Below are 23,600 nucleotides of genomic sequence, written 5' to 3'. Positions count from 1 at the left end.
TTTGCCAAAAGTATAGGTTAACAATAATATGTTTAATTTTGTGCAATAAACACATTTAGGAGCTGTCCCAAAACGAAAGGATCAGACCCCGTAACAACTATATACAGATTATAGTTAGTATTTTACTACTAGATACTATATGTATAGTACGAGGCCAGGTCCTTTAGGGACACCCTTTTCTAATTTTTTTCATTTAAATACCAGTTACCTTACAAGTACTAAAGTAATAGGTTTCAGTTTGAATAAAAAATAATGTGTAATAAATGCGATTATGACTCCATTTAAAATCCCTGCAAGTACATCAAAGGGGTAGTGTACCCCCACCCATATTCTTGAAAAAGCAACTCCTGTTGCAGACGTAGCATGGTCACTCGGAAAAGAGGAATTAGCAGAATGCTCTACGAGTTGAATAATTTTATGCGAGATGAAAGGGCGTTCCTTATAAATGAATAATTCAATAAGTTTGTTATTGAATAGGCCAAAGTAAATGCAAACATAGCCTGAACAGCGATTACGCGGAAATTGCTCTTAGTAGCCAAAAGATAAAAATCAATAAGACAAAAGCATATTGAACATATTCCGCAAACAAAATCATGATATGATCGATTAATTGATATTGCAGGACTTTGTTATTGATAAATTTAAACCATAAATAATCTATGTTTGTTACACTCATTTCATATTCACCTTTAATGCACTTACCTTTTTTCAACACTTTAACAAATTATTACATATGTCTACAAATTATTGACTCGTAATCAAAAAAGAAAACCTCACACTATATCTATCGTTTATTGTGTCAATGACACATTTAAAAACGATATTTAATAGATGTGAGGTCTATTCCTTTTACTTTAACAATTATTTTAAGATTTTTGCTTAATTTTCGGCAAGATTTTCGTTAAAGGTACTTTCTTAGTCGTATCCCAAGTGGATTCATCTTCTGGATCGTATTTTTCTAAAAATGTAATGACTTCTTTCGTAATTGGTGTTGGTGTGGAAGCACCTGAAGTTACACCAACTGTTTTTGCATCCTTTAACCAGTCTAATTGAAGTTCAGAAAGGTCCGCGATTCGATACGCTTGTGTACCAGCAATCTCAATAGACACTTGTGCAAGGCGATTGGAGTTATTACTTTTAGGGTCTCCAACAACAATCAGTACATCAGCTTCACCAGCTTGCTGAGCAACGGCCTCTTGACGCACTTGGGTTGCCATACAGATTTCTTTGTGTACTTCACAATGTGGATATTTCTCTTTGACTTTGTCCATAATATCGACAACATCCCATTGGCTCATTGTTGTTTGGTTCGTTACAATAATTTTTTCGTCTTTTAGTGTTAGTTTCTCTACATCTGCAGCTGATTCAACTAAATGAACCATATCTGGTGCTACTCCAAGTGCTCCTTCGGGTTCTGGATGGTTCTTCTTCCCGATATAGATGATTTGATAGCCAACAGACGTCTTCTCTCGAATTAAATCATGGGTAACGGTAACGTCTGGACAAGTCGCATCAATGCTAACAAGGCCTTTTTCTTCAGCTAATTTTCTAATTTCAGGTGAGACGCCGTGGGCAGTGAAAATAACGGTACCGCCATCCACTTTCTCAAGAATTTCCTTCCGGTTATTTCCGTCAAGCGTTATGATTCCATCCTCTTCAAAAGCATCTGTCACATGTTTATTATGAACAATCATTCCTAATATATAAATTGGACGCGGTAATGTTTTATCTAAAGCCGCATTCCGAGCGATAACCATGGCATCCACAACGCCATAGCAATAGCCGCGCGGTGATATTTTAATTACTTTCAATGTGGTTCCTCCTTATATGGAAAAAGAAATCCATAGATACACTTATATTATATAAGAGGTTACGAAATTTTACAAAGAATGTTCGTATGTAAAAGAGGTTATTCAATCCATGTGGTAATAATCATGACTTTCTGATAAAAGGTGAGTGTCCTAAGCAAGTTCATTCATCACGTAATAATAGTATGAGGGAAGGTAATAGATTGCTCTTTAGAACTTTGAACTTTTCTTATTTTAATGGCTCTGCTAAACTTGCTTGTTGATTTGAAGGAAAGGCGTTCGCTTTCCGCGGCCGGTCAGGGAGCCTCCTCGGCGCTGTGAGCCTGTGGGGTCTTCCCTATAATATGACTCGTCTTTCTCGCAGGATGCTCACGCCTTCCGCTCCAATCAACAAAGTGCCAAAATCAACAATGAGCTTTAACATAGCCATCTTAAAAAGAGAGTGCCACATTGACACCCTCGGATTAAATATATAATTTTGGACTTGAATCACCTTGTGTCGCTCTTTTTTTTCGAGGTTTTTTTGCTGGCACTAGTTCCTCCGTGACAGTTATGTTCTCTTCTTTAGGTGAAGTATCTTCAACCGCTTCCTTTGGTGTCTCTTCGGATGAATCCGTTGAATCAGTTGAATCAGTTGACCCTGAGTTTTTTAAGCCTTGATAAATCTTCCACATGGACGGGATATTCTTAACAATAGGACCGTATTGTTGAATCATTGGTGTCACTTGTTCCGCGGCCTGTAAGACTTTTTGTGTGTTAGCTAGCATACCTGAAAGAGCGCCGGGATTTTTTAATGTTTCCAAAATTCCTCCAGCTCCTGATTGTGCTGCTGCTCCTCTAGTTGCTTGACTGGATGCAGAAGGGGGGGCGAATGGGTTTATGGACGGTTGTTTTTTATTTTTTCCTAATAGCTTGGATAAAAGTCCACCCGATGAAGGTGGCTTCTGTGGACGGTTTCCTTGACCTTGCCCGAAGCCAGACCCTGGTCTCATCGCATTTCTAGCCTGCTGTGGGGGGAAGTTAGCTGGCCCCAAAAATCCATTAGGGCCTCTGTATGGTTGTGGATTGCCGTTTCCACGGCTATGCCCGAATCCTGGGCCTTGCCCGAACATTCTATTTGGAGGCATATTGTCACTCCTTTCTAACAAATTTTCCTCTTCTATATAAATTATGCTTAGTAAGTAAAAAGGTTATCTGTTTTAATAGTGAAGTATCAAATAAGTATTTTGTATCCATTAAATCTTTTCTGTCGACGCATCATAATGATGGAAAATATACGCGCACTTGCGTATTACACCATTCTTAAACTATAATAAATAGATATGTCAAGGTTCTGATGAAGATTGGAAAGCCTGACGATTTAAAGGAGTTTTTAGATGAAGCAAAACAATTTTGAACGATTTAAGTTGGAAAGCTATATGATAGAGGCCGTAGAGTCATTAGGTTTTGATAAACCGACGGAAATACAAGAACGTGTCATTCCGGCCGTTTTAAAAGGAACAAGCCTAATTGGTCAATCGCAAACAGGTACGGGGAAAACTCACGCGTATTTACTACCAATTATGAATAAACTTGATAGCACGAAAGAAGAAGTGCAAGCGATTATTGCCGCCCCAACACGTGAGCTTGCCAACCAAATTTACAAAGAAGCTCTTAAGATTGCTGAGCATTTTCCAGAGGAATCACCTTTGCAAGTTCGTGTTTTTATTGGTGGGACTGATAAGCAACGGACTATTGATAAGTTAAAAACACAACCGCATCTCGTAATTGGTACACCAGGTAGAATTAAAGATTTGGTAGCTGATCAAGCACTTCGTGTTTTTTCGGCTGATATGCTTGTTGTCGATGAGGCCGACTTAATGCTCGACATGGGCTTCATAGAAGATGTTGACAAATTTGCCTCAAAAATGGCACAACATCTTCAAATGTTGCTCTTCTCAGCAACAATTCCTGAGAAATTAAAACCTTTCATGAAAAAATATATGAATAATCCGAAGCATGTCCAAGTCGATCCAAAGCAAGCGGCCGCGGTGAAGATTGAACATGTACTTGTTCCGTTGCGTCATCGTAATAAGACGCAGTTATTGCATGACGTTGTTGTAAACTATAATCCGTACTTAGCGATTATTTTTACGAACACGAAGAAAATGGCAGATACAGTTGCCGATGCTCTTATTGAAAAGGGATTAAAAGTCGGTAGAATTCATGGTGATTTGTCACCGCGTGATCGTAAGAAAATGATGAAGCAAATTAATGATTTGGAATACCAATACATTGTAGCGACTGATTTAGCAGCTCGTGGAATTGATATTGAAGGTGTTTCTCATATTATTAATTATGAGCTACCATCAGATCTTGACTTCTACATCCACCGAACTGGTAGAACGGCACGTGCTGGATATTCAGGAATAGCTGCCACCATCTATGACGTATCTGACGAGGATGCATTAAATCGATTGGAGAAATTAGGAATTACATTCCATGATCGCGATTTAGTAAATGGCGATTGGGTGGAAATTGATGCTCGTAATAAACGAAAAACACGTAAAAAACAAGGAAATGAAATCGACGAAAAAGCAAAGAAAATGGTGAAGAAACCGGGCAAAGTAAAGCCAGGCTATAAAAAGAAAGTTCAACGCGAGGTTGAAAGTTTCAAAAAACGTGAGCGTCGCTTACAAAAGAAGAAATAAAGCGGAACTACCCTCAGTGGGAAGTTCATTCCCACTGATTAGTTAAACCGTGATAAAAGTTAGGGGGAGACGAGGTTGAAAATAGGATCACATGTTTCGATGAGCGGAAAAAGTATGTTGCTTGGAGCGAGTGAAGAAGCTGTTTCTTATGGTTCAAATACGTTTATGATTTATACTGGCGCCCCGCAAAATACGAGACGTAAAAAAATAGAAGAGTTGAATATTGCAGCAGGGCAACAACATATGGCAGAGCATGGGATAACTGATATTGTCGTTCATGCCCCTTATATCATCAACATCGGCAACTCACAAAATCCAGCAACCTTTGAACTAGGGGTCAATTTTTTGCGAAGTGAAATTGAACGAACGCAAGCACTTGGTGCGAAACAAATTGTGCTTCACCCTGGTGCACATGTCGGTGCTGGACCGGAGGAAGGCATTAAGAAAATCATAGAAGGATTAAATGAAGTACTTGTTTCCGATCAAGAAGTGCAAATTGCACTAGAAACAATGGCTGGAAAAGGTACGGAGTGTGGTAGAAGCTTTGAAGAACTTGCGATGATATTCGATGGTGTTACACTTCATGATAAACTGTCTGTTACACTTGATACCTGCCATGTCCACGATGCTGGGTATAATATTATCGAGGATTTTGATGGTGTTTTAAATGAATTCGATAAAATCGTTGGACTTGATCGGTTGAAGGTGTTACACATAAATGACAGTAAAAACGAGCGCGGCGCACGTAAAGACCGCCATGAAAACATTGGCTTTGGCCATATCGGTTTTGAAGCGTTGCGTTATATTGTTCATCATCCACAGTTAACCGAGATTCCGAAGATTCTTGAAACACCATTCGTTGGTGAAGACAAGAAAAATAAGAAAGCTCCATATAAATTCGAAATCGAGATGTTAAAAGGGAATACTTTTGATAGCAGCCTTTTAGAAAAAATTGCATTAAATTAAGTTCAAACAGCGAATGGCTGAGGTTAGCTGTTCGCTGTTTATCGTCAATATGCAGATGTAGAAGAAACGAAACAAATCTGAGCTAAATTGAGTAATAAGTATGAGTAGATTTTACAGCAAAAAAACATCTCCTTATCCGTTAAGAAGATGCTGTCCGTTCATTATAGCCATTTATCAGCCCAATTCTCAAAATAAGAAAGCGCTTTCGATAATTCGGTCCCTTTTTTAGTTAAAGAGTATTCGGTACGAATAGGTCGATCAGCAATCACATTACGAATAACAATGCCACTATCCTCGAGCTCTTTGATTCGTTCATTTAGGACTCGTTTACTTAAATTAGGGATATAGGTAGCAATCTCACTAAATCTTTTTGGCTCATCCTTCAACGTATAGAGAATTAAGCCTATCCATTTTTTCCCCAATAAGTGATAGGACTGTTCCACCTTTTCACATAGCTTCTCTTCCTGTTTTTCCTCAATCATATTATTCACCTCATATCTTCAGTATATTCCAAATCACATAGGGAACAAATAGTAACTAATAATATTTTTAACGATAATAAATAATATTCTATGTAAACATATAATAACACATAATACTTTTAAAATGTATGTTTAATGCCATTATTATAGAATTTCGTTATATTGAGTAACGAATAAATAGGTTATATAAAATTACTATGTTATTATTAATGAAATTATTATATTCTAATTAATGTGATAACTAAAAATGCAATTTCTTTTTTTATAATTTTAAACACGGAAATACGCTGAAAAATATAATGAAAAAATGTATAGTGGAAAATGTCCATAAGAAAACGATACAATATTGGTCAAATGAGATAGTAAGCGGAAGTAGATTCTTACATTGTACAAGGTATAGCTGAAAACATGATATAAGGAGCGAGAACGGTGATTGAAAAAAAAATCGTTGGTGAAAAAGCAGTTGAATTTATAAAAGATGGCATGACTGTTGGACTGGGTACTGGTTCGACCGTTTATTATACGATTATGAAACTTGGGCAATTAATGAAAGAAGGTCTCTCAATAAAAGGGGTCCCGACCTCGATTCAGACGGAACAACTAGCAAATGAATGTGGAATTCCTCTCGTGACCTTTAAAGAGATTAATCATATTGATGTAACCATTGATGGAGCGGACGAAGTAGATCCGCAATTAAGTCTAATAAAAGGAGGAGGCGGAGCTCTTTTAAGAGAGAAGATTATCGCGAGAGCTGCAAAGAGTTTTATTGTCGTTGCTGATCCTGCTAAAATGGTTGACTATTTAGGAGCGTTCCCCCTCCCGATTGAAGTAGTCCCATTTGGAGTGGAAATGACAAACAAACAGATTAGGTTATTAGGGGCAGAAACAAAAATTCGCTCTGCCAACAATGGTCCATATAAATCTGACAATGGGAATTACATTATTGATGCTAAGTTTCCAAATATACTAGATCCCGTCACATTAGAACAAAAACTTAATATGATTCCAGGTGTTGTTGAAAATGGCTTGTTTAATCAAATGGCAGATGCTGTGATTACTCTAAATGCCGATAAGCAAATCGTGGTTAAAAATCGATCATGAAAAATTAAGGAGTCGGCATTAAAAACTAAATTTTTTGTTAGTAGTTTATTAATAATAACAAAGGGTTCATATAATTCCTTTTGTGTTATATTCTAGGGTTAGATTTGAAAAACTTATTATATAACAGCTTAAACAAAGTTCACAAAGTAGACACAAACTACTTGACTATAAATGAACCAAGGTATAACATGGTTATATAAAGTAACTCATACAATAAAGAGTACCTGGTAAATTCTTCTTAATGAATAACAACCTCGTACGAAGAAATCAACCATGTTTTTGTTAATTAAGGGGGAATAAAGGGATGGAGTCCATGACCTTTGTTTTATTCGGATCAACGGGGGATTTGGCGAAGAGGAAAATTTTTCCTGCTTTGTATAATTTATATGCAAATCAAAAAATGCCTCAAAAGATCTCCATCATCGCTGTAGGAAGGAAAGAGATGTCAGATAGTGACTTACAAGCCTATGTGAAACAATCTTTGCAAACCTTTTCTAGAAGTATAATAGATGATGAAACTAGATTAGCAGACTTTCTTGATGCTTTTCGCTATAGCCGATTTGATGCAACGAAGATTGAAGACTATCAATCATTACGTGACCTTGTTGAACAGAGAGAAAAGGAATTACATATTCCAGAAAATAGAATGTTTTATCTTTCTGTTGGTCCTGAGTTTTTCGATCTCATTGCTTTAAATATAAAAGAAAGCGGATTAGGTTCTACAAAGGGATGGAAGCGTCTGATTATTGAAAAACCTTTTGGACATGATTTAGAATCTGCACGCCTTTTAAATGCAAATTTAACGAAAGCGTTTGAGGAAGAAGAAATATATCGAATTGACCATTATCTTGGTAAGCCAATGGTTCAAAATCTAGAAGCGTTAGCATTTGCAAACCCAGTATTGCAAGCGCTTTGGAACAACGAAAATATCGCAAATGTACAAATAACAGCGAGTGAAACCGTTGGGGTTGAGGAGAGAGCAGGCTATTATGATAAGTCTGGTGCACTTCGAGATATGTTTCAAAATCATATGTTACAAATGCTAATGATGACAGCGATGCAAAAACCAAACAAAATCAGTGCAAACGACATACGAAATGAAAAAAGAAAAGTAATGGAATCACTTCGTCCATTAAAAAAAGAAGATGTCGGTTTACAAGTAATACGCGGTCAATATACATCAGGTGAAATGAATGGGAAGCAGGTGAATGGTTATCTAGACGAACCAGGAATTCATTCTACTTCTATGAATGACACCTTCATCGCTGCTGAACTTTGGATTGATAATTCATTTTGGAGTGGAGTGCCGTTCTATATTAGAACAGGCAAACGAATGAAAGAAAAGTCTACGCGGATTGTGATTGAATTTAAAGACTCAGCAAATGAACTGTATAAGGATCAAAATGTAAAAGTGGCTCCGAACCTCTTAATCATTGAAATCAATCCAAATGAAAATGTTACATTACAATTAAATAGCAAAAACCCATTAAACGGGGAAATCGAACCGATAAAAATGAATTTCACTTCCAATCAAAAAGATGTACCTGAAGCCTATGAAAGACTCATTTATGATGCTTTTCGTGGCGATTCAACCTTCTTTGCCCATTGGAAAGAAGTTGAATTGGCTTGGGAATGGGTGCAACCTATTATTGATGCTTTTTCCGAAGGGTCTGTTCCACTTATGCAATATGAGTCCGGATCATACGGGCCAAAGGAAGCCCATCAATTATTACAAAATGTAGGCTTTAAATGGTGGTTAGATGAAGAAACTGTAGTCTCGAAAAAGGAAGCTGTGCTTGTTTAACAAATAAAAGATCATTCAGGGGGATATTAAAATGACACATAATATTGAAACTTTAGCTGTTAATACAATTCGTACTTTATCTATTGATGCAATTAATAGTGCAAATTCAGGACATCCTGGTCTACCAATGGGTGCGGCACCAATGGCGTACGCTTTATGGGCGAATCATTTATCTCATAATCCTGCTCATTCAAAATGGTTTAACCGTGATCGCTTTGTTTTGTCTGCAGGACATGGTTCAAGTTTATTATACAGCTTGCTTCATTTAACGGGCTATGACGTTTCTTTAGAGGATCTAAAAAACTTCCGTAAATTAAACAGTAAAACACCTGGTCATCCAGAAGTGGGTCATACAGATGGTGTTGAAGCAACTACAGGTCCATTAGGTCAAGGTATCGCAACTGCAGTTGGTATGGCTATGGCAGAAGCGCACTTAGCGGCTAAATTCAATAAAAAAGAATTCCCGGTAGTAGATCACTTTACGTATGCATTAGTAGGCGATGGTGACTTAATGGAAGGTGTTGCTTATGAAGCAATGTCTATGGCGGGTCATATGAAACTAGGAAAATTAATCGCGTTATATGATTCTAATGATATTTCACTAGATGGTGAATTAAACCTTTCATATGGTGAAGATACGAAAAAACGTGCGGAATCTGTCAATTGGCAGTATTTACGAGTGGAAGACGGAAACGATGTTGAAGCAATCACAAAGGCGATTGAAGAAGCGAAACTAAATCTAGATCAACCAACTCTTATCGAAATTAGAACAATCATTGGCTTTGGTAGCCCGAAAGTTGCTGGAACGAATAAAGCACATGGTAACCCACTTGGTGTTGAAGAAGCGAAAGCAACAAAATTAGCTTATGACTGGAATTATGAAGAAGATTTCTATGTACCTGAAGAAGTAAAAGCTCATTTTGCAGAATTAAAACAGGTTGGCGGCAACAAAGAAGAGCAATGGAATACATTATTTGCTGCGTACAAAGAAGCTTGTCCTGAATTGGCAAGTGAACTTTCTGATGCGATTGATGGAAAAGTATTAATTGAAGCGCAAGACATTCTAACTTTTGATACGGATAAAGAAGTATCAACACGAGTGGCAAGCGGTCAAGCAATTAACCACTTTGTTAAAACAGTTCCATCTATTTTTGGAGGAAGCGCAGATCTTTCAGGATCTACAATGACGGATATTAAAGGCGAAGCGAAATTTGCTGTTGAATCATTTGCTGGTCGCAATGTGTACTTTGGTGTTCGTGAACATGCAATGGGTGCTGCTGGAAATGGAATGGCTCTACACGGTGGAGTAAAACCTTTTGTTAGTACATTCTTTGTCTTCAATGACTATTTACGTCCAGCGATCCGTTTAGCGGCTTTATCAAAACTACCAGTTACGTATGTGTTTACACACGACTCAATCGCTGTAGGTGAAGATGGTCCAACACATGAGCCAATTGAACAATTGACTGCTCTTCGTGCGATTCCTGGTCTTACAGTGATCCGTCCAAGTGATGCAAATGAAACAGCAAGTGCATGGGCTTATGCATTACAAAACGTGGATGGTCCAGTAGTGTTAGTACTTAGCCGCCAAAACTTGCCAGTGTTTGAAGAAACAAAAGGTAATCTGGAAAACCTTTCTAAAGGTGCCTACGTTCTAACTGAAACAAACGAAAATCCTGATATGATTTTAATGGCTACAGGATCTGAAGTCTCACTTGCTGCAAGTGCGAAAGTAGAGCTAGAAAAAGAAAATGTATCGGTTCGTGTCGTAGCTATTCCAAGTTGGGAACTTTTCAAAAACCAACCGAAAGAATATCAAGAACAAGTATTACCTGCTTCAGTTACGAAGCGCTTAGCAATTGAAATGGGTATTTCTCTAGGTTGGGAACGATTTGTCGGCCAAGAAGGGAAAATTTTATCGATCGAAACGTTTGGAGCTTCAGGAAGTGGAGCGTCAGTTCTGGAATACTTCGGATTTACGACAGAAAATGTTGTCAAAATTTCTAAAGAATTATTAAATTCTTAATCAAGAATTTGCACCTGAATGATAATAAATCTGCGTTTTCTAATTGACAGTTTAATTGTGAATGAAGGAAATTAGAAAACGCGGAATTTATATATATATGCTTTTACGATCATAGGAGGCGTCATCATGAAAGTCGGATTAATCGGTTTAGGGAAAATGGGGTTAAATATCGGTCAAAATTTATTGGATCATAACCATGAAGTGGTAGCATTTGATGTAAATCCCACTGCAGTACAAGAAATGAGAAACTTTGGGGCAACGGGTACATCAAGTTATAAAGAACTTGTTGAAAATTTAGACAAACCAAGAGTTCTTTGGATAATGGTACCTCATTCTGTTGTTGATTCAGTGATTGATGAAGTGAAACCTTTCCTTGAACCTGGAGATATTGTGATTGAAGCAGGTAACTCCCATTATAAGGAATCCATTCGCCGCTACAATTACTTTAAAGAAATAGGGGTAAACTTCTTAGACGCAGGTACTTCTGGCGGTATGGAAGGTGCGCGTAATGGTGCCAATTATATGGTTGGTGGGGATGCGGAAGCATGGTCGATCGTAGAACCTATTTTCCGAGATACCTCTGTTGAAAATGGCTATATTTTTACAGGTAAAGCAGGTGGGGGTCATTTCCTAAAAATGGTTCATAATGGTATTGAATACGGAATGATGGCTGCCATTGGTGAAGGATTTGAACTCCTAGAAAAAAGTGAATTTGACTATGATTATGAAAAAGTTGCAAGAGTTTGGAACAACGGATCTGTTATTCGTTCATGGTTGATGGAATTGACAGAAAATGCTTTCTCTAAAGATGCAAAACTAGACGATATTAAAGGGGTCATGCATTCTTCAGGTGAAGGGAAATGGACGCTTGAAACAGCATTAGACCTTCAAATGGCAACTCCGGTTATTGCGATGTCCTTGTTAATGCGTTATCGCTCATTAGAAGAAGATACGTTTACAGGGAAAGTTGTCTCAGCACTCCGCAATGAGTTTGGTGGACATGCGGTAGAGAAGAAGTAAGCAAGAAAAAAATTAATGAAAATACGGGGGTAATTTATAATGAAATTTTTTATCGATACTGCGAACCTAGAGGATATTCAAAAAGCGTATAAAATTGGCGTTCTTTCTGGTGTAACGACAAATCCTTCCTTAGTTGCTAAAGAAGGGGTTAAATTTGAAGATCGTATTGAAGAAATTCTAAAAGCTGTACCATCTGTTGAATCTGTATCTGCAGAAGTTACGCCTGCTGCTGTTTCAGCAGAAGAAATGATTGCTGAGGCAGAGGAACTAATTAAAATCAATGGTGGAGATAAAAAGGTAACAATTAAAGTTCCGATGACATTAGCTGGTCTAGAAACAACACGTTATCTTGCAGAAAAAGGAGTTAAAGTTAACGTGACTCTTATTTTCACTGTGAACCAAGCTCTTTTAGCAGCTCGTGCAGGTGCTGCTTATGTATCACCGTTCTTAGGTCGTTTAGATGATATTTCTGAAGATGGTGTTCAATTGGTATCAAAAATTGCTGAACTATTCCGCGTTCATCAATTAGATTCACAAATCATTGCGGCTTCAGTTCGTCATCCAGATCACGTAACTCGTGTAGCAATGGCTGGTGCTCATATTGCGACTATTCCTTACAATGTTATTGAGCAACTTACTAAGCACCCGCTTACAGATCAAGGCATTGAGAAATTTGCAGCTGATTGGGAAAAAGCTCCTAAAAACTAATTTTATATAAGTAAGACCATTTGTTTGGTTTTCTAGCGGGCGATAGTTTCTTTATCAAAATACCTGGAATGATTTTCTCCAGGTAATTGTAAAGAATCTATCGCCTTTTTTGTAGTCAAAATGGTATCAACAACATAAATGTATAAATATTCTTTTGGCATTTAGCTTAAATTTTTTACTATCCAAGCCTCGAATGATCCCATTATTCTGTCCATTCCCAGCTAACTGCATAAAAATCACTACTCCCGTTTAACCTAGTAGTGATTATATATTTTTGGATTGCAAAATTAAAATAGTTATTATATAATGTGGAATCGGAATAAGAGTATAAAAAAATGAACTGCGAGTTCATAGGGGGAACACAAATGGATCATTCAATACAAAAGACTGATCGTCCACCGTACGGCATGCTTGCCGTCTTGATGATTGGTGCATTTATAGCTTTTTTAAACAATACTTTACTAAACATTGCTTTGCCGTCAATTATGAAGGATTTAGATGTAGGGACATCGACTGTGCAATGGCTCACTACAGGTTTTATGTTAGTAAACGGGATCTTAATTCCAACGACGGCATTTTTAATTCAAAAATATTCTGTACGGAACCTTTTTTTAACAGCCATGTTATTATTTACGCTCGGTACGGTTCTTGCTGGTTTTGCACATGCATTTCCGCTTTTATTAATTGGACGAATGGTTCAAGCATCAGGTTCAGCCATTTTGATGCCATTGTTAATGAATGTCATGTTAACGAGCTTTCCTGTGGAAAAGAGAGGAGCGGCGATGGGGATTTTTGGTTTAGTTCTAATGGGAGCCCCAGCGATTGGTCCGACTTTATCGGGCTGGATCATTGAACACTATGACTGGAGAATGCTGTTCCATTTTGTAACACCCATTGCAATTGTCGTGTTGTTGGTTGGCATCTTCTTGCTGAAAGGGAAAAAGGAAAAAGTCGATATCCGTCTTGACCTATTTTCGGTTCTTTTGTCGAGTTTAGGTTTTGGCGGGTTGCTATATGGCTTTAGTTCTGCAGGTACGAAAGGCTGGGATAGTCCGCTTGTATATGGGACATTGATCATTGGGGTAATTGCATTGGTTTGGTTTATTTTACGTCAATTGAAGTTAGAAAGACCAATGCTTGAATTTAGAATCTATAAGTATCCAATGTTTGCTTTATCATCAGCTATTTCCATGACAATCACGATGGCTATGTTTTCGGCTATGATTTTACTTCCTATTTATGTCCAAACGATTCGCGGAATATCTCCTATGGATGCGGGATTATTGCTATTGCCGGGGGCAATATTAATGGCTGTTATGTCACCAATTAATGGGAAATTATTTGACAAATTTGGTGGACGTATACTAGCCGTTATTGGTTTAGCGATAACGACAATTACAAGTTATTACTTCAGTAAATTAACTCTTGATACTTCTTATACTTTCTTAATCATTTTATATTCAGCCCGGATGTTTGGTATGTCCATGGTGATGATGCCAGTTTCGACTAATGGCTTAAACCAATTGCCGGCGCGTTATTACCCACATGGTACTGCAATGAACAATACTATGCAGCAAGTTTCTGGCGCCATTGGTACAGCGTTATTGGTAACGATTATGTCGAATCGTACGGAAACGCATGCGACTGAAATAGCTGCCGATGCAATGAAACACTTGGTTGGGCAGCCAACAGCCGCACAAGCAGTAGAAATGAAACAACAAATTGCGATGCAAGCGATGTTAGAAGGAATTAATGATGCTTTCTTAGTGACTGTCGGTATTGCTGGGGTTGCTTTAATCTTAGCTTTCTTTATAAAACGGGCTAAACCAGCAGAAGATATAATCGAAAAAAAGCCATCTGGCAATAAGGTTGTAACGAAATTAGTAAAGAATTAATGATGTTGCAATTTTAGCGTTTCTGCTGAAAAACAAAATCAATAACCTATTTTAAAATCTAATGGTCAGAATTCACCATAATATGCAGGTGTTAAAAAGTGTGTTTAACACGTTAACTGTATATTTGGGTGGATCCTGACCTTTTACGATTTTATCAACTATTAATCCCTTTACAGCTTTCACTTACTTTTGTTGACAGGTAATAAATGAAGCAATAATAAAATAATTCAAGATAAATGAATTGAAGTAAATGTAGATGATAGAGAAAACACGATTTATACTAATAAACCTTTTAGAAAGTAAGGATAATTCGGGGGTAATGAAGTGGAATTATTTGATCAGTTGTTAAGAGAGACGTTCGGTACATAATTTTTTAGACAATCATTCGATTACTGCGAAGGAACTTAATGAAATTTTTGAGCTAGTTAAAATGGGGCCATCAGCGTTCAATTTGCAACATACGAATTATCTAGTTGTAATGGATCCGGAGTTAAAGGAAGGTGTTAAAAAGGCAGCCAATGGACAATACAAAGTAGGTACAGCATCAGCTGTTTTGATCGTATTGGGCGATAAAAAAGCGTTTAAAGATGCTAAGCGTATATATGAAGGCCTCCTTATGCTGGGCATGTTAAGCAAGCAAGAATATGATCATGAAGTTCAAGATGTCTTGTCTCTTTATGAAAGTAGAGGAGAAGTATTTCAACGAGATGAAGCGATACGAAATGCATCTTTATCAGCGATGTTGTTTATGTTGGCGGCCAAAAGCAAGGGATGGGATACTTGCCCAATGATCGGATTTGATCCAGACCAGTTAAAGAAGTTGCTATCAATATCCGATCAATATGAACCAGTTCTAATGATTGCGATTGGTAAAGAAAAAATTCAGAGTAGAAAGCCAAGAGGGTACCGAAAACCAGTCGCTGAATTTGTAAAGTACTTATAATCAGTACGTTCTGTAGTGAATAGAGAATAAAGAGGCTGGACGAGAACAGAAGGGTGACCTCACATCTGCTATCAATTGTTTATATAAATAGGTATAATAAACATTGTATAGGGTGTGAGGTACACCTGATAGAATTTCAATTCAAGACCATATTCTTAAAAATTCGCTGTGAGTTGGGTAAATAGCCTTGCGATTTGATTAGCTGTTTTTGTACCAGCAATTTCTGCAATTTCGTTAAGTACAAGTTGGCGCTCCGAGGGATTAAAAACATTAATATTTCTCCCTGCCAGAATTTTGCTAATATTGTTCGCTTCGTTTTGAGTAAGTCTGACTCCGTGCTGACTGGCAATGGATTGCAATTCATGGGCCTTAATTTTATTAATTTTGTGGTTAATCATCGTTTCAAATAATTTCATCAATTGAACCTCCTTTTTGTTAACATATGGTTAACATATGATGGAAGTGAGCTGAAATGAACCATACTTTATAGATAATACAGGCAATTTTCTTAGCTAAAAATCTTAGTTCCTTTACAAGTAGCCGTATTTCTTATATACTACTTTATGTAAATCGTAACGATTCTTATAAAAATAAAATAGGTGATTAGATTGGGAAATAACAAAGGGATACCGATTATCAAGGTTGAGGATATTTCCTACAAATATTCAAAAGATCTGGTTTTAGAAGATGTCTCACTTCAAGTACCTCAAGGGGCCTTTTTAGCCATTGTTGGTCCGAATGGTTCGGGAAAGTCTACATTGCTGAAATTAATTCTCGGTGTGTTAAAGATACAAAAAGGGGAAGTTGAATTATTTGGACAACCGATCCGTCAATTTAAAGATTGGCAGAAGATTGGCTTTGTGTCGCAGAAAGCTAATTCTTTTAATACTGGCTTTCCGGCAACGGTATTTGAAGTGGTGCTAAGTGGATTAACGAAAAAAATCGGTTTATTTAAAATTCCTCGCAAAGAACATAAAAAGAAAGTTGTCAAAGCGCTGGAGTCTGTCGGCATGCTTAGCTTTAAAGATCGAAATATTGGGGAGTTATCCGGAGGGCAGCAACAAAGGGTATTCATTGCTCGGTCTCTCGTCAGTGAACCGGAATTGATGATTTTGGATGAACCAACAGTAGGTGTTGATCAAAAAAACGTCCAACAATTTTATGAAATTCTTGATATGATGAATAAACAATTAGGGATCACACTTATTTTAGTTACTCATGATGTTGCAACTGTAACGGATAAAGTTACCCATGTCGCGTGCATTAATAAAACATTGCATTTCCATGGAGATGCATGTGAATACAATGAATTAAATGAAGAAGAGCTTTCCTCTATATACGGTCATGGAGTGCAGCTACTCAGTCATAATCATTAAGAGGTTGGAGGTCACCCATGATTTCGGGTATTTTGCAGTATGAATTTTTACAAAATGCATTTCTAACAGGCTTGATTATTGGTGCTTTGGCGCCCTTAATCGGCGTTTTCGTTGTGGTACGGAGAATGTCGATGATCGCGGATTCTCTTAGCCATGTCGCCCTAGCAGGAATTGCATTTAGCTTATTATTAGAAAAGAACTTTATTGCATTAGCGGGACTAAATCCATTGTATATGGGCATGACGTTTTCCGTTGTCGGTTCGTTATTTATTGAAAAGTTGAGAAATGTATATAAACATTTTAAGGAGCTCGCGATACCGATTATTTTATCGAGTGGAATCGGTTTAAGTGCGATTTTTATTTCGCTTGCAAACGGCTTTAATACAGATTTATATGGCTATTTATTTGGCAGTGTCAGTGCCGTCAGCCGAACAGACTTGCAACTTATCATTATTGTTGCTATCTTCGTTGTATTAACATTAGTCTTATTATATAAAGAGCTCTTCTTATTGTCTTTTGATGAAGAGCACGCAAAGGCATCAGGAATCCCTTCAAAAGCCATTCACTTTATATTCATAGTAATGGTTGCACTTGTCATTGCTGCGTCCATGCGGATTGTGGGGATCTTGCTCGTTTCATCTCTAATGACGATACCGGTTGCGGCTAGTCTTCGTTTTGCTAAAGGCTTTAAGCAAATGATATTTTATTCGGTGATCTTCGGAGAGATTTCCGTCATTTCTGGATTGTTTTTATCGTATTATCTCGACCTTGCACCTGGTGGTACTATTGTTATGCTTACTGTATTAATATTAGTTCTCTCGATTCTTATAGGAAAAATCAAAACACGATTTGCGTAAGGTAGGGTGATTATTATGAACGTAACAACAGCAATGCAATTATTAAAAGATAAAGGCTATAAGCACACGGGGAAACGAGAAGAAATGCTTCAATTATTTTCTTCAAGTGATAAATATTTAACGGCGCGAGATGTTCTTGAGAATATGAAGTCAGATTACCCTGGACTTAGCTTTGATACGATTTACCGTAATCTTTCCCTTTTTGTGGATTTAGGGGTATTTGAAACAACAGAATTAGCAGGTGAGAAGCATTTTCGTTTTACTTGTGGCCATCATTCCCACCATCATCATTTCATTTGTTTAGATTGTGGAAAAACGAAAGAGATTGATACTTGTCCAATGAATGACTTAAACGAAAGTCTGCAAGATTATGATATCTCAGGTCATAAATTCGAAATTTATGGTAAGTGTCCGAACTGTGTTACACAATAAGAGGATGTCCCAAATCAAAGGGTCAGACCGCGCAACAACTAAATTCAGTAAACACGAAATACTGATTTAGAGTGCGAGGTCCGACCTTTGTGAGACATCCTCTTTGCAATTATAATGAAACTTTTAACCAATTCTCCACCCATTTTTCCACTTCATGCCAATGGTAAACACGAATTACACCATTAGGAATGGGATCTTGATTGTACGGTGTATCGAATAATAATACTGGAATATTGCATTCCTCTGCAATGGCTACCGCATTGTCATGTTTGTCTTCAAGAAAAAGATCGACCTCAAATTTCTTCGCAGTCGCTACTTTATCGTGTGATCCAATCAATTCAATATGATTGTATTGTAATTCTTGCTTTGAAAACCAAGTTTCAGTCACATCCAACATTGCATTATTTCTAGCACTAATAAAGTAAAGATCATGCCTATTAGCCCATTTATGCAAAACATCTTTTGCACCGTCTACAAGAATGGATTCGGCATAAATAATGGGTTCATTCTCGATAAACCATTTAGAAAATTCTTCTTCGGGAATATTAACAAAAGGATTAAAATCATATTGATTCATTTCTTCATATGTAAGTGATAATTGAAAAGCCTTATTTAAATATGGAACAAATGTATCAGGTCTAGTAATTGTTCCATCGATATCAATGCCTAGTCGTTTGCGCAAGCTATTTATCCTCCTTATTACATTTAACTTCAAGTGTACCACTAGTAAATGTAACCATGCAAAGAAATAATTTTCATGAGGTTTTTGACGATTATCACATACACTATAAATGCTCCTATAAACGAAAGTGAGGGATGCACGAATGGAAGAAGATCGATATTCCAGCATGGATGATGAAAAGAGGAAATCCAAAAAGCTTGAGACAGTGGAGAATCACTTAGATACAACGGCACTGGATGAGGAAGATCAGGTAGTCATATCAGACATAAATCGTAGCTATGAGACTATACCAGTAGCGACTGAGACAGTGGTGCCAGTAGTAACTGAGAAGAAAGACATTTCTTCCCACCGGTATGATGAGGAAACATCCGCTGAATTTGCTGAACCAATGGGTAACCGTGCTTACTCAGTAAGAGAGCGTGATGACCATGACGGAAAAACAGGAACAGGGTTTGGTGCATTTGCATTGATAGTGTCCATTCTCTCTCTGTTCTTCATGCCAGTAATCTTAGGAATTGTCGGGATTATCCTTGGATTCATTGCTCGTAGAAGAGGAGCATCAACCCTTGGGGCATGGGCAATTGGTGTTGGAGTTGTTTCCATTATCGTCGGAATCTTTATTATGCCGTTCTTTTAAAGGATGAAATTAGGGGCAAAGAAAAAGGCCTGGATTATTCCAGGCCTTATCTTTTTATTATTTCGCAGCTTCGGCTTCAGCTTCAGCACGTTGTTTTGCATAATATTCTTCTGCAAGTAGATCGATTTCTTTTTTCAGTTCTTCTACCATTGTTTCCTCAGGTACTTTACGGACAGTTTTCCCATGACGGAATAATAGTCCTTCCCCACGTGCTCCAGCAATTCCGATATCCGCTTCTTTCGCTTCTCCTGGACCGTTTACGGCACAGCCAAGGACCGATACTTTAATCGGTGCTTTAATGGTTGAAATATACTCTTCTACCTCATTAGCAATACTGATGAGATCAATTTCAATTCGGCCACAAGTTGGGCATGAAATAAGTGTTGCCATGTTTGAGGCAAGACCAAATACTTTCAATAGCTCACGAGCAACTTTTACTTCTTCAACTGGATCAGCACTTAAAGAAACACGCATCGTATTACCGATACCTTTGCTTAAGATCGCACCAAGTCCTGCTGAACTTTTTACAGTTCCAGAGAATAATGTTCCTGACTCAGTGATTCCAAGGTGAAGCGGGTAATCAAACGCTCTAGAAGCTTTATCATATGCTTCAATGGCTAAGTTTACATCAGATGCTTTCATGGAAACGATGATATCATGGAAATCAAGGTCTTCCAGAATTTTAATGTGATGAAGTGCACTTTCTACCATTCCATCAGCGGTAGGGTAGCCGTATTTCTCAATAATCCGTCTTTCAAGCGACCCAGCGTTTACACCAATTCGAATGGGAATCCCTTTTGCTTTTGCCGCATTTACAACAGCTTCTACTTTCTCACGACGACCGATATTACCCGGATTGATCCGGATTTTATCTGCTCCGCCTTCTATAGCTAATAAAGCAAGCTTATAATCAAAATGAATGTCCACGACAAGTGGAATGTTAATTTTTTTCTTAATTTCTGGTATAGCTTTCGCTGCACGTTCATCAGGACAGGCAACACGAACAACTTGGCATCCGGCTTCTTCGAGACGCAGGATTTCCGCAACTGTTGCTTCAACATCATGCGTTTTTGTTGTTGTCATACTTTGTACGATTACTTCATTGTTTCCGCCAATTGTTAAGTTTCCAACTTTAATTGGGCGTGTTTTCGTTCGATGTATTATTTCACTCACGTGGAATTCTCTCCTTTAGGAAAAAATCATATTTCGGTACGTCTTAATGACCGCTTTACCTATTGTAACAATCTTATGAGTCAGTTGACAAGGATTGAATCTTTTAGACCGCATTAACGAAAATCAAACCCACACCTAAAAGCCTGAGAGGTACAAAGAGGGTAGGTAGGGGACAAACTACTGCCGGTAAAACCGGATTAACAATCATTTGAGAAAAAGTTGCCGACTCAGTGAAATTTCTATTATTCGTTATAGAAAGGAATTTTATACGTATGGCCGATTTGCATGGCTTCAGGCTTAATCCCATTTAAATTCTCAAAATCCGAAATGATGGTTTCGATGGAAAGAGGAAGTGTACCTTCCTGCTTTTTAATAATAGATAATAATGAATCACCTGCACGTATCTTAATTTCTTTATATGGAATCGGGATAATTTCTGAAGCAGGAGCGGAACTAGTTTCTATGGATTTCACAGTGGACTTAGTAGGGAGAGTTCCATTTGTCAGATCGTAATAAATGATAAAAACAGTAAAACATATCGATAAGAAGAGCAGCATTTTTTTCATGGATATCCCCCTAGCTTGTCTTTATCCCGCATTAACGAAAAGTCAAGTCCCCTCCTCAAGGCTAAGAGTAATCGAAGAAGCGTAGGTGGGGATTAACTGCCTAATCTAGTTTCGGCTCCTAGCCCCTCGAGGTTATAAGCTGTAATACTTTGTGCCATATTCCATCCTATGCTTATCGGGCTATCACAGAATGTGATGGCGTCTCCGTTGCTCACAGGACGTGAGCGATCTTAGGAGACGTTCCCACGTCGGTCGCCTCGCTTTTTGCCATAAATGCTCGATTGCTATGACAAAGTGAATCTTACTGAGAGTTACGCAGAATTATAGTTTGCGCCTATAGAGAGTGGGCCACATAGACGAAGATATGAGGACTCTGCGTACTAAATCTGTGATTCATGGAATCAACAGTAGAACGGGACTAACCACCAGTGGGGATGAAGAAAAAACCGACTGATTGAAGTTTTACTTTATTTCATGTATATGTAAAACCATTTGTACTATGCCTAAAATTGGGCAGTTTTTTTACAAGAATTAGTTGCCGAAATATTGCATGTAGGGAAAAATCTATTAGTATGAAGGGTTTGAAGAGAATCATTTAGCCCAATGGCTAAATCAAACATAATGGTGGAAATCATAATGCATATGATGTAGATAAAGTATAGAAGCAGTAATTCCAATTAATGAGTAAGCTCCCTAAAAAAAGATAGGTGGGGGATGCAGCCCCCCACTGATTAAAGTTTCACTTTATCGAATACTTTCGATTCCATCTTTGTTTTTCGGTACTTCTTTTAGAGATAAATACAACATGACAAAAGTAACGAACCAGTTAATGATCGAACCGAATGGAACAACCGTTTGGAAGGCAGCCATGATTGTAAAAAAGACGGTCGATAATGTAACACTGTAAGCTGTAATTCTCCAGAGATGACGATAGGAGAGACCTAACCTAAGTGAATTGTTGAAAAGTAAACTAAACATAGCAAAGATGGATACTTTTATGAACAACAGTGCTGATGTAAACAGGAACATTGCTAGAACTAAAACGGTTAATGCTATAGGCAAAATGGATGAAGCTGTATCTAGCATCTTTTCAATGTCTTTATTTGAGAGAGTTTGTCCTTCAAGCAAGGAGTAAGACGCCGATTGGAATTCTCCACCTGTAGCGAAGACTAATTCATTTTGTAAAAATCCGATAGCAGTAATGGATTCGCGAGCAATTTGCTGGGCAGTTATTTCACCACTGTCATCCATATAAATCGTCATATTATCCTTCTCAATAATCACGGGATCTTTCTTAGCATCAGAAAGTACTCCATTTTTTATTGTAAATTCAGGCAAAACTTCCGTAAATGTTGACTTAATTGCAGGAATGCTTGAAGAGATTGTCGTACTGAAATAATAGCCAGAGGGAATAATGGAAACGAGTGATAGGAAAAAGATGAACAAGATCGTTTTTCCGATTCCTTGGTTTCGAAAACTTGCAATGCTTTTCGGTGAGTATAAGCTTAAAATAAATTGTTTGAAAATATTCATTCTTCACAGCCCTTTTTATATAATGGTTTCTTTATATCTTTTTCATTTTAGCGAGGTGTCACAAAGAACACAACTGAAAGTCATTTAAAGATAGGTATAGAATGAATTTGAACGAATTATTTTTACAATGATAAGCAGGTATGGGGAAAATATAGCCAGAAAGATTGTTTTTAGAAAGTAGGATGAAAATGGATATCGTATTTTGGCTCATAATAGCTATCGTGTTTATGATCGGCTTTATTGGTCTAGTCTACCCGATTATCCCAAGTGTGCTGTTTATATTGGGAGGTATTTTGTTGTATGGTATATTTTACTCCTTTGAGCCTTATAATTGGGGGTTCTGGACTATACAAATATTATTGGTTCTCCTGTTATTTGGCGCAGATTATGTAGCTAATTTAGCAGGAGTGAAAAAGTTCGGGGGTTCTAAGGCAGGCATATGGGGAAGTACAATCGGTATCCTTGTAGGCCCGTTTCTGATCCCGTTCTTAGGAATTATCATTGGTCCCTTCTTAGGAGCGGTCATTGCGGAGATGGTTGTACATCAAAAAAACCCAGTCGTAGCAGCAAAAATAGGATTTGGTTCAGTAATTGGTTTTGTTGGTAGTGTTGTAACAAAGAGTATTATCCAGCTGTTTATGGTCATTTACTTCTTGTTCACTGTTTTATAATGAGTGGGTACGTTTTGCACTAATCTTCCGATTGTCAAGTTAAATCAAAAAAAATGGCTAATTTAAATTATTGTAATAAAAAATAGCCAAAAAGGAGTGAGACTCCTGCGGGGGAAGCAAGTCAAAGAAGACCCCACAGGCGCGATGCCGAGAATACTTCTTGACCGCTCACTAGAAGCGAACGCCTGGAGCAAAATCAACAGGAAAGTTTAACAGTGCCTAACCGATTA

At 37.6% G+C, this 23,600-nt stretch carries 22 protein-coding genes and 2 pseudogenes; 14 read left to right on the top strand and 10 right to left on the bottom strand.

Features of this window, described 5'->3' with window-relative positions; genetic code table 11:
• Positions 1-204 precede the first annotated feature (204 nt).
• The 4 genes and pseudogenes from HNP81_RS24535 to vrrA all read right to left on the bottom strand — a co-directional run.
• Positions 205-462, bottom strand: a pseudogene (locus tag HNP81_RS24535) (phosphatase PAP2 family protein); the annotation flags it as partial.
• Positions 463-511: 49 nt separating this feature from the next.
• Positions 512-676 (bottom strand): hypothetical protein, encoded by a 165-nt coding sequence (locus HNP81_RS24530; protein WP_376766713.1) that lies wholly within the window; start codon positions 674-676, stop codon positions 512-514.
• 190 nt (positions 677-866) lie between these two features.
• Positions 867-1,811, bottom strand: a complete 945-nt coding sequence (locus tag HNP81_RS03550; protein WP_182501584.1) for a 4-hydroxy-3-methylbut-2-enyl diphosphate reductase — start codon at positions 1,809-1,811, stop codon at positions 867-869.
• A gap of 461 nt (positions 1,812-2,272) precedes the next feature.
• On the bottom strand, positions 2,273-2,935 hold the full coding sequence (vrrA, locus tag HNP81_RS03545) for a VrrA/YqfQ family protein (RefSeq protein WP_051404946.1): 663 nt from the start codon (positions 2,933-2,935) through the stop codon (positions 2,273-2,275).
• Between the two features lie 249 nt (positions 2,936-3,184).
• Between vrrA and HNP81_RS03540 the strand changes: the two genes are divergently transcribed.
• Entirely contained in the window at positions 3,185-4,498 is a 1,314-nt protein-coding gene (locus HNP81_RS03540) for a DEAD/DEAH box helicase (RefSeq protein ID WP_182501583.1), read from the top strand.
• Between the two features lie 75 nt (positions 4,499-4,573).
• On the top strand, positions 4,574-5,464 hold the full coding sequence (locus HNP81_RS03535) for a deoxyribonuclease IV (protein ID WP_182501582.1): 891 nt from the start codon (positions 4,574-4,576) through the stop codon (positions 5,462-5,464).
• 161 nt (positions 5,465-5,625) lie between these two features.
• Here HNP81_RS03535 and HNP81_RS03530 read toward each other — a convergent pair whose 3' ends face one another.
• On the bottom strand, positions 5,626-5,946 hold the full coding sequence (locus tag HNP81_RS03530) for a winged helix-turn-helix transcriptional regulator (RefSeq protein ID WP_028391824.1): 321 nt from the start codon (positions 5,944-5,946) through the stop codon (positions 5,626-5,628).
• Positions 5,947-6,375: 429 nt separating this feature from the next.
• On the opposite strand from HNP81_RS03530, the gene rpiA reads away from it, so the two are divergent.
• From rpiA to HNP81_RS03495, 7 genes and pseudogenes are all read left to right on the top strand, one after another.
• Positions 6,376-7,047 (top strand): ribose-5-phosphate isomerase RpiA, encoded by a 672-nt coding sequence (rpiA, locus tag HNP81_RS03525; protein WP_182501581.1) that lies wholly within the window; start codon positions 6,376-6,378, stop codon positions 7,045-7,047.
• 304 nt (positions 7,048-7,351) lie between these two features.
• Positions 7,352-8,851, top strand: coding sequence for a glucose-6-phosphate dehydrogenase (zwf, locus tag HNP81_RS03520; protein WP_028391822.1), 1,500 nt, complete (start codon positions 7,352-7,354; stop codon positions 8,849-8,851).
• A gap of 31 nt (positions 8,852-8,882) precedes the next feature.
• Positions 8,883-10,877 (top strand): transketolase, encoded by a 1,995-nt coding sequence (tkt, locus tag HNP81_RS03515; protein WP_182501580.1) that lies wholly within the window; start codon positions 8,883-8,885, stop codon positions 10,875-10,877.
• A gap of 126 nt (positions 10,878-11,003) precedes the next feature.
• Complete coding sequence (gene gnd, locus HNP81_RS03510; RefSeq protein WP_028391820.1) at positions 11,004-11,897, top strand: phosphogluconate dehydrogenase (NAD(+)-dependent, decarboxylating); 894 nt, start codon at positions 11,004-11,006, stop codon at positions 11,895-11,897.
• A gap of 39 nt (positions 11,898-11,936) precedes the next feature.
• The gene (gene fsa, locus HNP81_RS03505; protein ID WP_028391819.1) at positions 11,937-12,605 is read left to right on the top strand and encodes a fructose-6-phosphate aldolase; all 669 of its coding nucleotides are present in this window, start codon (positions 11,937-11,939) and stop codon (positions 12,603-12,605) included.
• A gap of 365 nt (positions 12,606-12,970) precedes the next feature.
• Positions 12,971-14,500 carry a DHA2 family efflux MFS transporter permease subunit gene (locus HNP81_RS03500; RefSeq protein WP_182501579.1) on the top strand — a complete coding sequence of 510 codons (1,530 nt, stop codon included), beginning with the start codon at positions 12,971-12,973 and terminating at the stop codon, positions 14,498-14,500.
• A gap of 349 nt (positions 14,501-14,849) precedes the next feature.
• Positions 14,850-15,443 (top strand): annotated as a pseudogene (locus HNP81_RS03495) (nitroreductase family protein); the annotation flags it as partial.
• A 155-nt stretch (positions 15,444-15,598) separates the two neighbouring features.
• Here HNP81_RS03495 and HNP81_RS03490 read toward each other — a convergent pair.
• Positions 15,599-15,859 (bottom strand): DUF2624 family protein, encoded by a 261-nt coding sequence (locus HNP81_RS03490; protein WP_028391816.1) that lies wholly within the window; start codon positions 15,857-15,859, stop codon positions 15,599-15,601.
• Positions 15,860-16,051: 192 nt separating this feature from the next.
• Between HNP81_RS03490 and HNP81_RS03485 the strand changes: the two genes are divergently transcribed.
• The 3 genes from HNP81_RS03485 to HNP81_RS03475 are packed head-to-tail and all read left to right on the top strand — an operon-like array spanning position 16,052 to position 18,108.
• On the top strand, positions 16,052-16,819 hold the full coding sequence (locus HNP81_RS03485; protein WP_220478486.1) for a metal ABC transporter ATP-binding protein: 768 nt from the start codon (positions 16,052-16,054) through the stop codon (positions 16,817-16,819).
• A 17-nt stretch (positions 16,820-16,836) separates the two neighbouring features.
• A complete protein-coding gene (locus HNP81_RS03480) occupies positions 16,837-17,676 on the top strand; it encodes a metal ABC transporter permease (RefSeq protein WP_182501578.1) in 840 nt (279 codons plus the stop codon).
• 15 nt (positions 17,677-17,691) lie between these two features.
• Entirely contained in the window at positions 17,692-18,108 is a 417-nt protein-coding gene (locus HNP81_RS03475; protein WP_028391813.1) for a Fur family transcriptional regulator, read from the top strand.
• A 109-nt stretch (positions 18,109-18,217) separates the two neighbouring features.
• Here the strand turns inward: HNP81_RS03475 and HNP81_RS03470 are convergent, their stop codons facing one another.
• Positions 18,218-18,790, bottom strand: coding sequence for a 5' nucleotidase, NT5C type (locus tag HNP81_RS03470; RefSeq protein WP_182501577.1), 573 nt, complete (start codon positions 18,788-18,790; stop codon positions 18,218-18,220).
• 307 nt (positions 18,791-19,097) lie between these two features.
• Here HNP81_RS03470 and HNP81_RS03465 point away from each other — a divergent pair, with 307 nt between their 5' ends.
• A complete protein-coding gene (locus HNP81_RS03465; RefSeq protein ID WP_034301606.1) occupies positions 19,098-19,427 on the top strand; it encodes a DUF4190 domain-containing protein in 330 nt (109 codons plus the stop codon).
• 57 nt (positions 19,428-19,484) lie between these two features.
• Here the strand turns inward: HNP81_RS03465 and ispG are convergent, their stop codons facing one another.
• The 3 genes from ispG to HNP81_RS03450 form a co-directional block, all read right to left on the bottom strand.
• The gene (ispG, locus tag HNP81_RS03460; RefSeq protein WP_182501868.1) at positions 19,485-20,591 is read right to left on the bottom strand and encodes a flavodoxin-dependent (E)-4-hydroxy-3-methylbut-2-enyl-diphosphate synthase; all 1,107 of its coding nucleotides are present in this window, start codon (positions 20,589-20,591) and stop codon (positions 19,485-19,487) included.
• 251 nt (positions 20,592-20,842) lie between these two features.
• Positions 20,843-21,166: a protein YqfZ gene (gene yqfZ, locus HNP81_RS03455; RefSeq protein WP_182501576.1), complete on the bottom strand. Its 324-nt coding sequence runs from the start codon at positions 21,164-21,166 to the stop codon at positions 20,843-20,845.
• A 744-nt stretch (positions 21,167-21,910) separates the two neighbouring features.
• Positions 21,911-22,699: a DUF1189 domain-containing protein gene (locus HNP81_RS03450; protein WP_182501575.1), complete on the bottom strand. Its 789-nt coding sequence runs from the start codon at positions 22,697-22,699 to the stop codon at positions 21,911-21,913.
• A gap of 188 nt (positions 22,700-22,887) precedes the next feature.
• Here HNP81_RS03450 and HNP81_RS03445 point away from each other — a divergent pair, with 188 nt between their 5' ends.
• Entirely contained in the window at positions 22,888-23,370 is a 483-nt protein-coding gene (locus HNP81_RS03445) for a DUF456 domain-containing protein (protein ID WP_028391807.1), read from the top strand.
• Positions 23,371-23,600 lie beyond the last annotated feature (230 nt).

Origin of the sequence: Peribacillus huizhouensis (assembly GCF_014138605.1) — a bacterium.
Classification (GTDB): domain Bacteria; phylum Bacillota; class Bacilli; order Bacillales; family DSM-1321; genus Peribacillus; species Peribacillus huizhouensis.
Note: the sequence above shows the minus strand (reverse complement) of the source record. Positions and strands in the feature narration are given on the sequence as shown.

Coding starts and splice junctions, on each gene's coding strand:
- HNP81_RS24530 (WP_376766713.1), bottom strand. CDS start 676: ATGAGTGTAACAAACATAGATTATTTATGGTTTAAATTTATCAATAAC.
- vrrA (WP_051404946.1), bottom strand. CDS start 2,935: ATGCCTCCAAATAGAATGTTCGGGCAAGGCCCAGGATTCGGGCATAGC.
- HNP81_RS03540 (WP_182501583.1), top strand. CDS start 3,185: ATGAAGCAAAACAATTTTGAACGATTTAAGTTGGAAAGCTATATGATA.
- HNP81_RS03530 (WP_028391824.1), bottom strand. CDS start 5,946: ATGATTGAGGAAAAACAGGAAGAGAAGCTATGTGAAAAGGTGGAACAG.
- zwf (WP_028391822.1), top strand. CDS start 7,352: ATGGAGTCCATGACCTTTGTTTTATTCGGATCAACGGGGGATTTGGCG.
- tkt (WP_182501580.1), top strand. CDS start 8,883: ATGACACATAATATTGAAACTTTAGCTGTTAATACAATTCGTACTTTA.
- gnd (WP_028391820.1), top strand. CDS start 11,004: ATGAAAGTCGGATTAATCGGTTTAGGGAAAATGGGGTTAAATATCGGT.
- fsa (WP_028391819.1), top strand. CDS start 11,937: ATGAAATTTTTTATCGATACTGCGAACCTAGAGGATATTCAAAAAGCG.
- HNP81_RS03500 (WP_182501579.1), top strand. CDS start 12,971: ATGGATCATTCAATACAAAAGACTGATCGTCCACCGTACGGCATGCTT.
- HNP81_RS03490 (WP_028391816.1), bottom strand. CDS start 15,859: ATGAAATTATTTGAAACGATGATTAACCACAAAATTAATAAAATTAAG.
- HNP81_RS03480 (WP_182501578.1), top strand. CDS start 16,837: ATGATTTCGGGTATTTTGCAGTATGAATTTTTACAAAATGCATTTCTA.
- HNP81_RS03475 (WP_028391813.1), top strand. CDS start 17,692: ATGAACGTAACAACAGCAATGCAATTATTAAAAGATAAAGGCTATAAG.
- yqfZ (WP_182501576.1), bottom strand. CDS start 21,166: ATGAAAAAAATGCTGCTCTTCTTATCGATATGTTTTACTGTTTTTATC.
- HNP81_RS03450 (WP_182501575.1), bottom strand. CDS start 22,699: ATGAATATTTTCAAACAATTTATTTTAAGCTTATACTCACCGAAAAGC.
- HNP81_RS03445 (WP_028391807.1), top strand. CDS start 22,888: ATGGATATCGTATTTTGGCTCATAATAGCTATCGTGTTTATGATCGGC.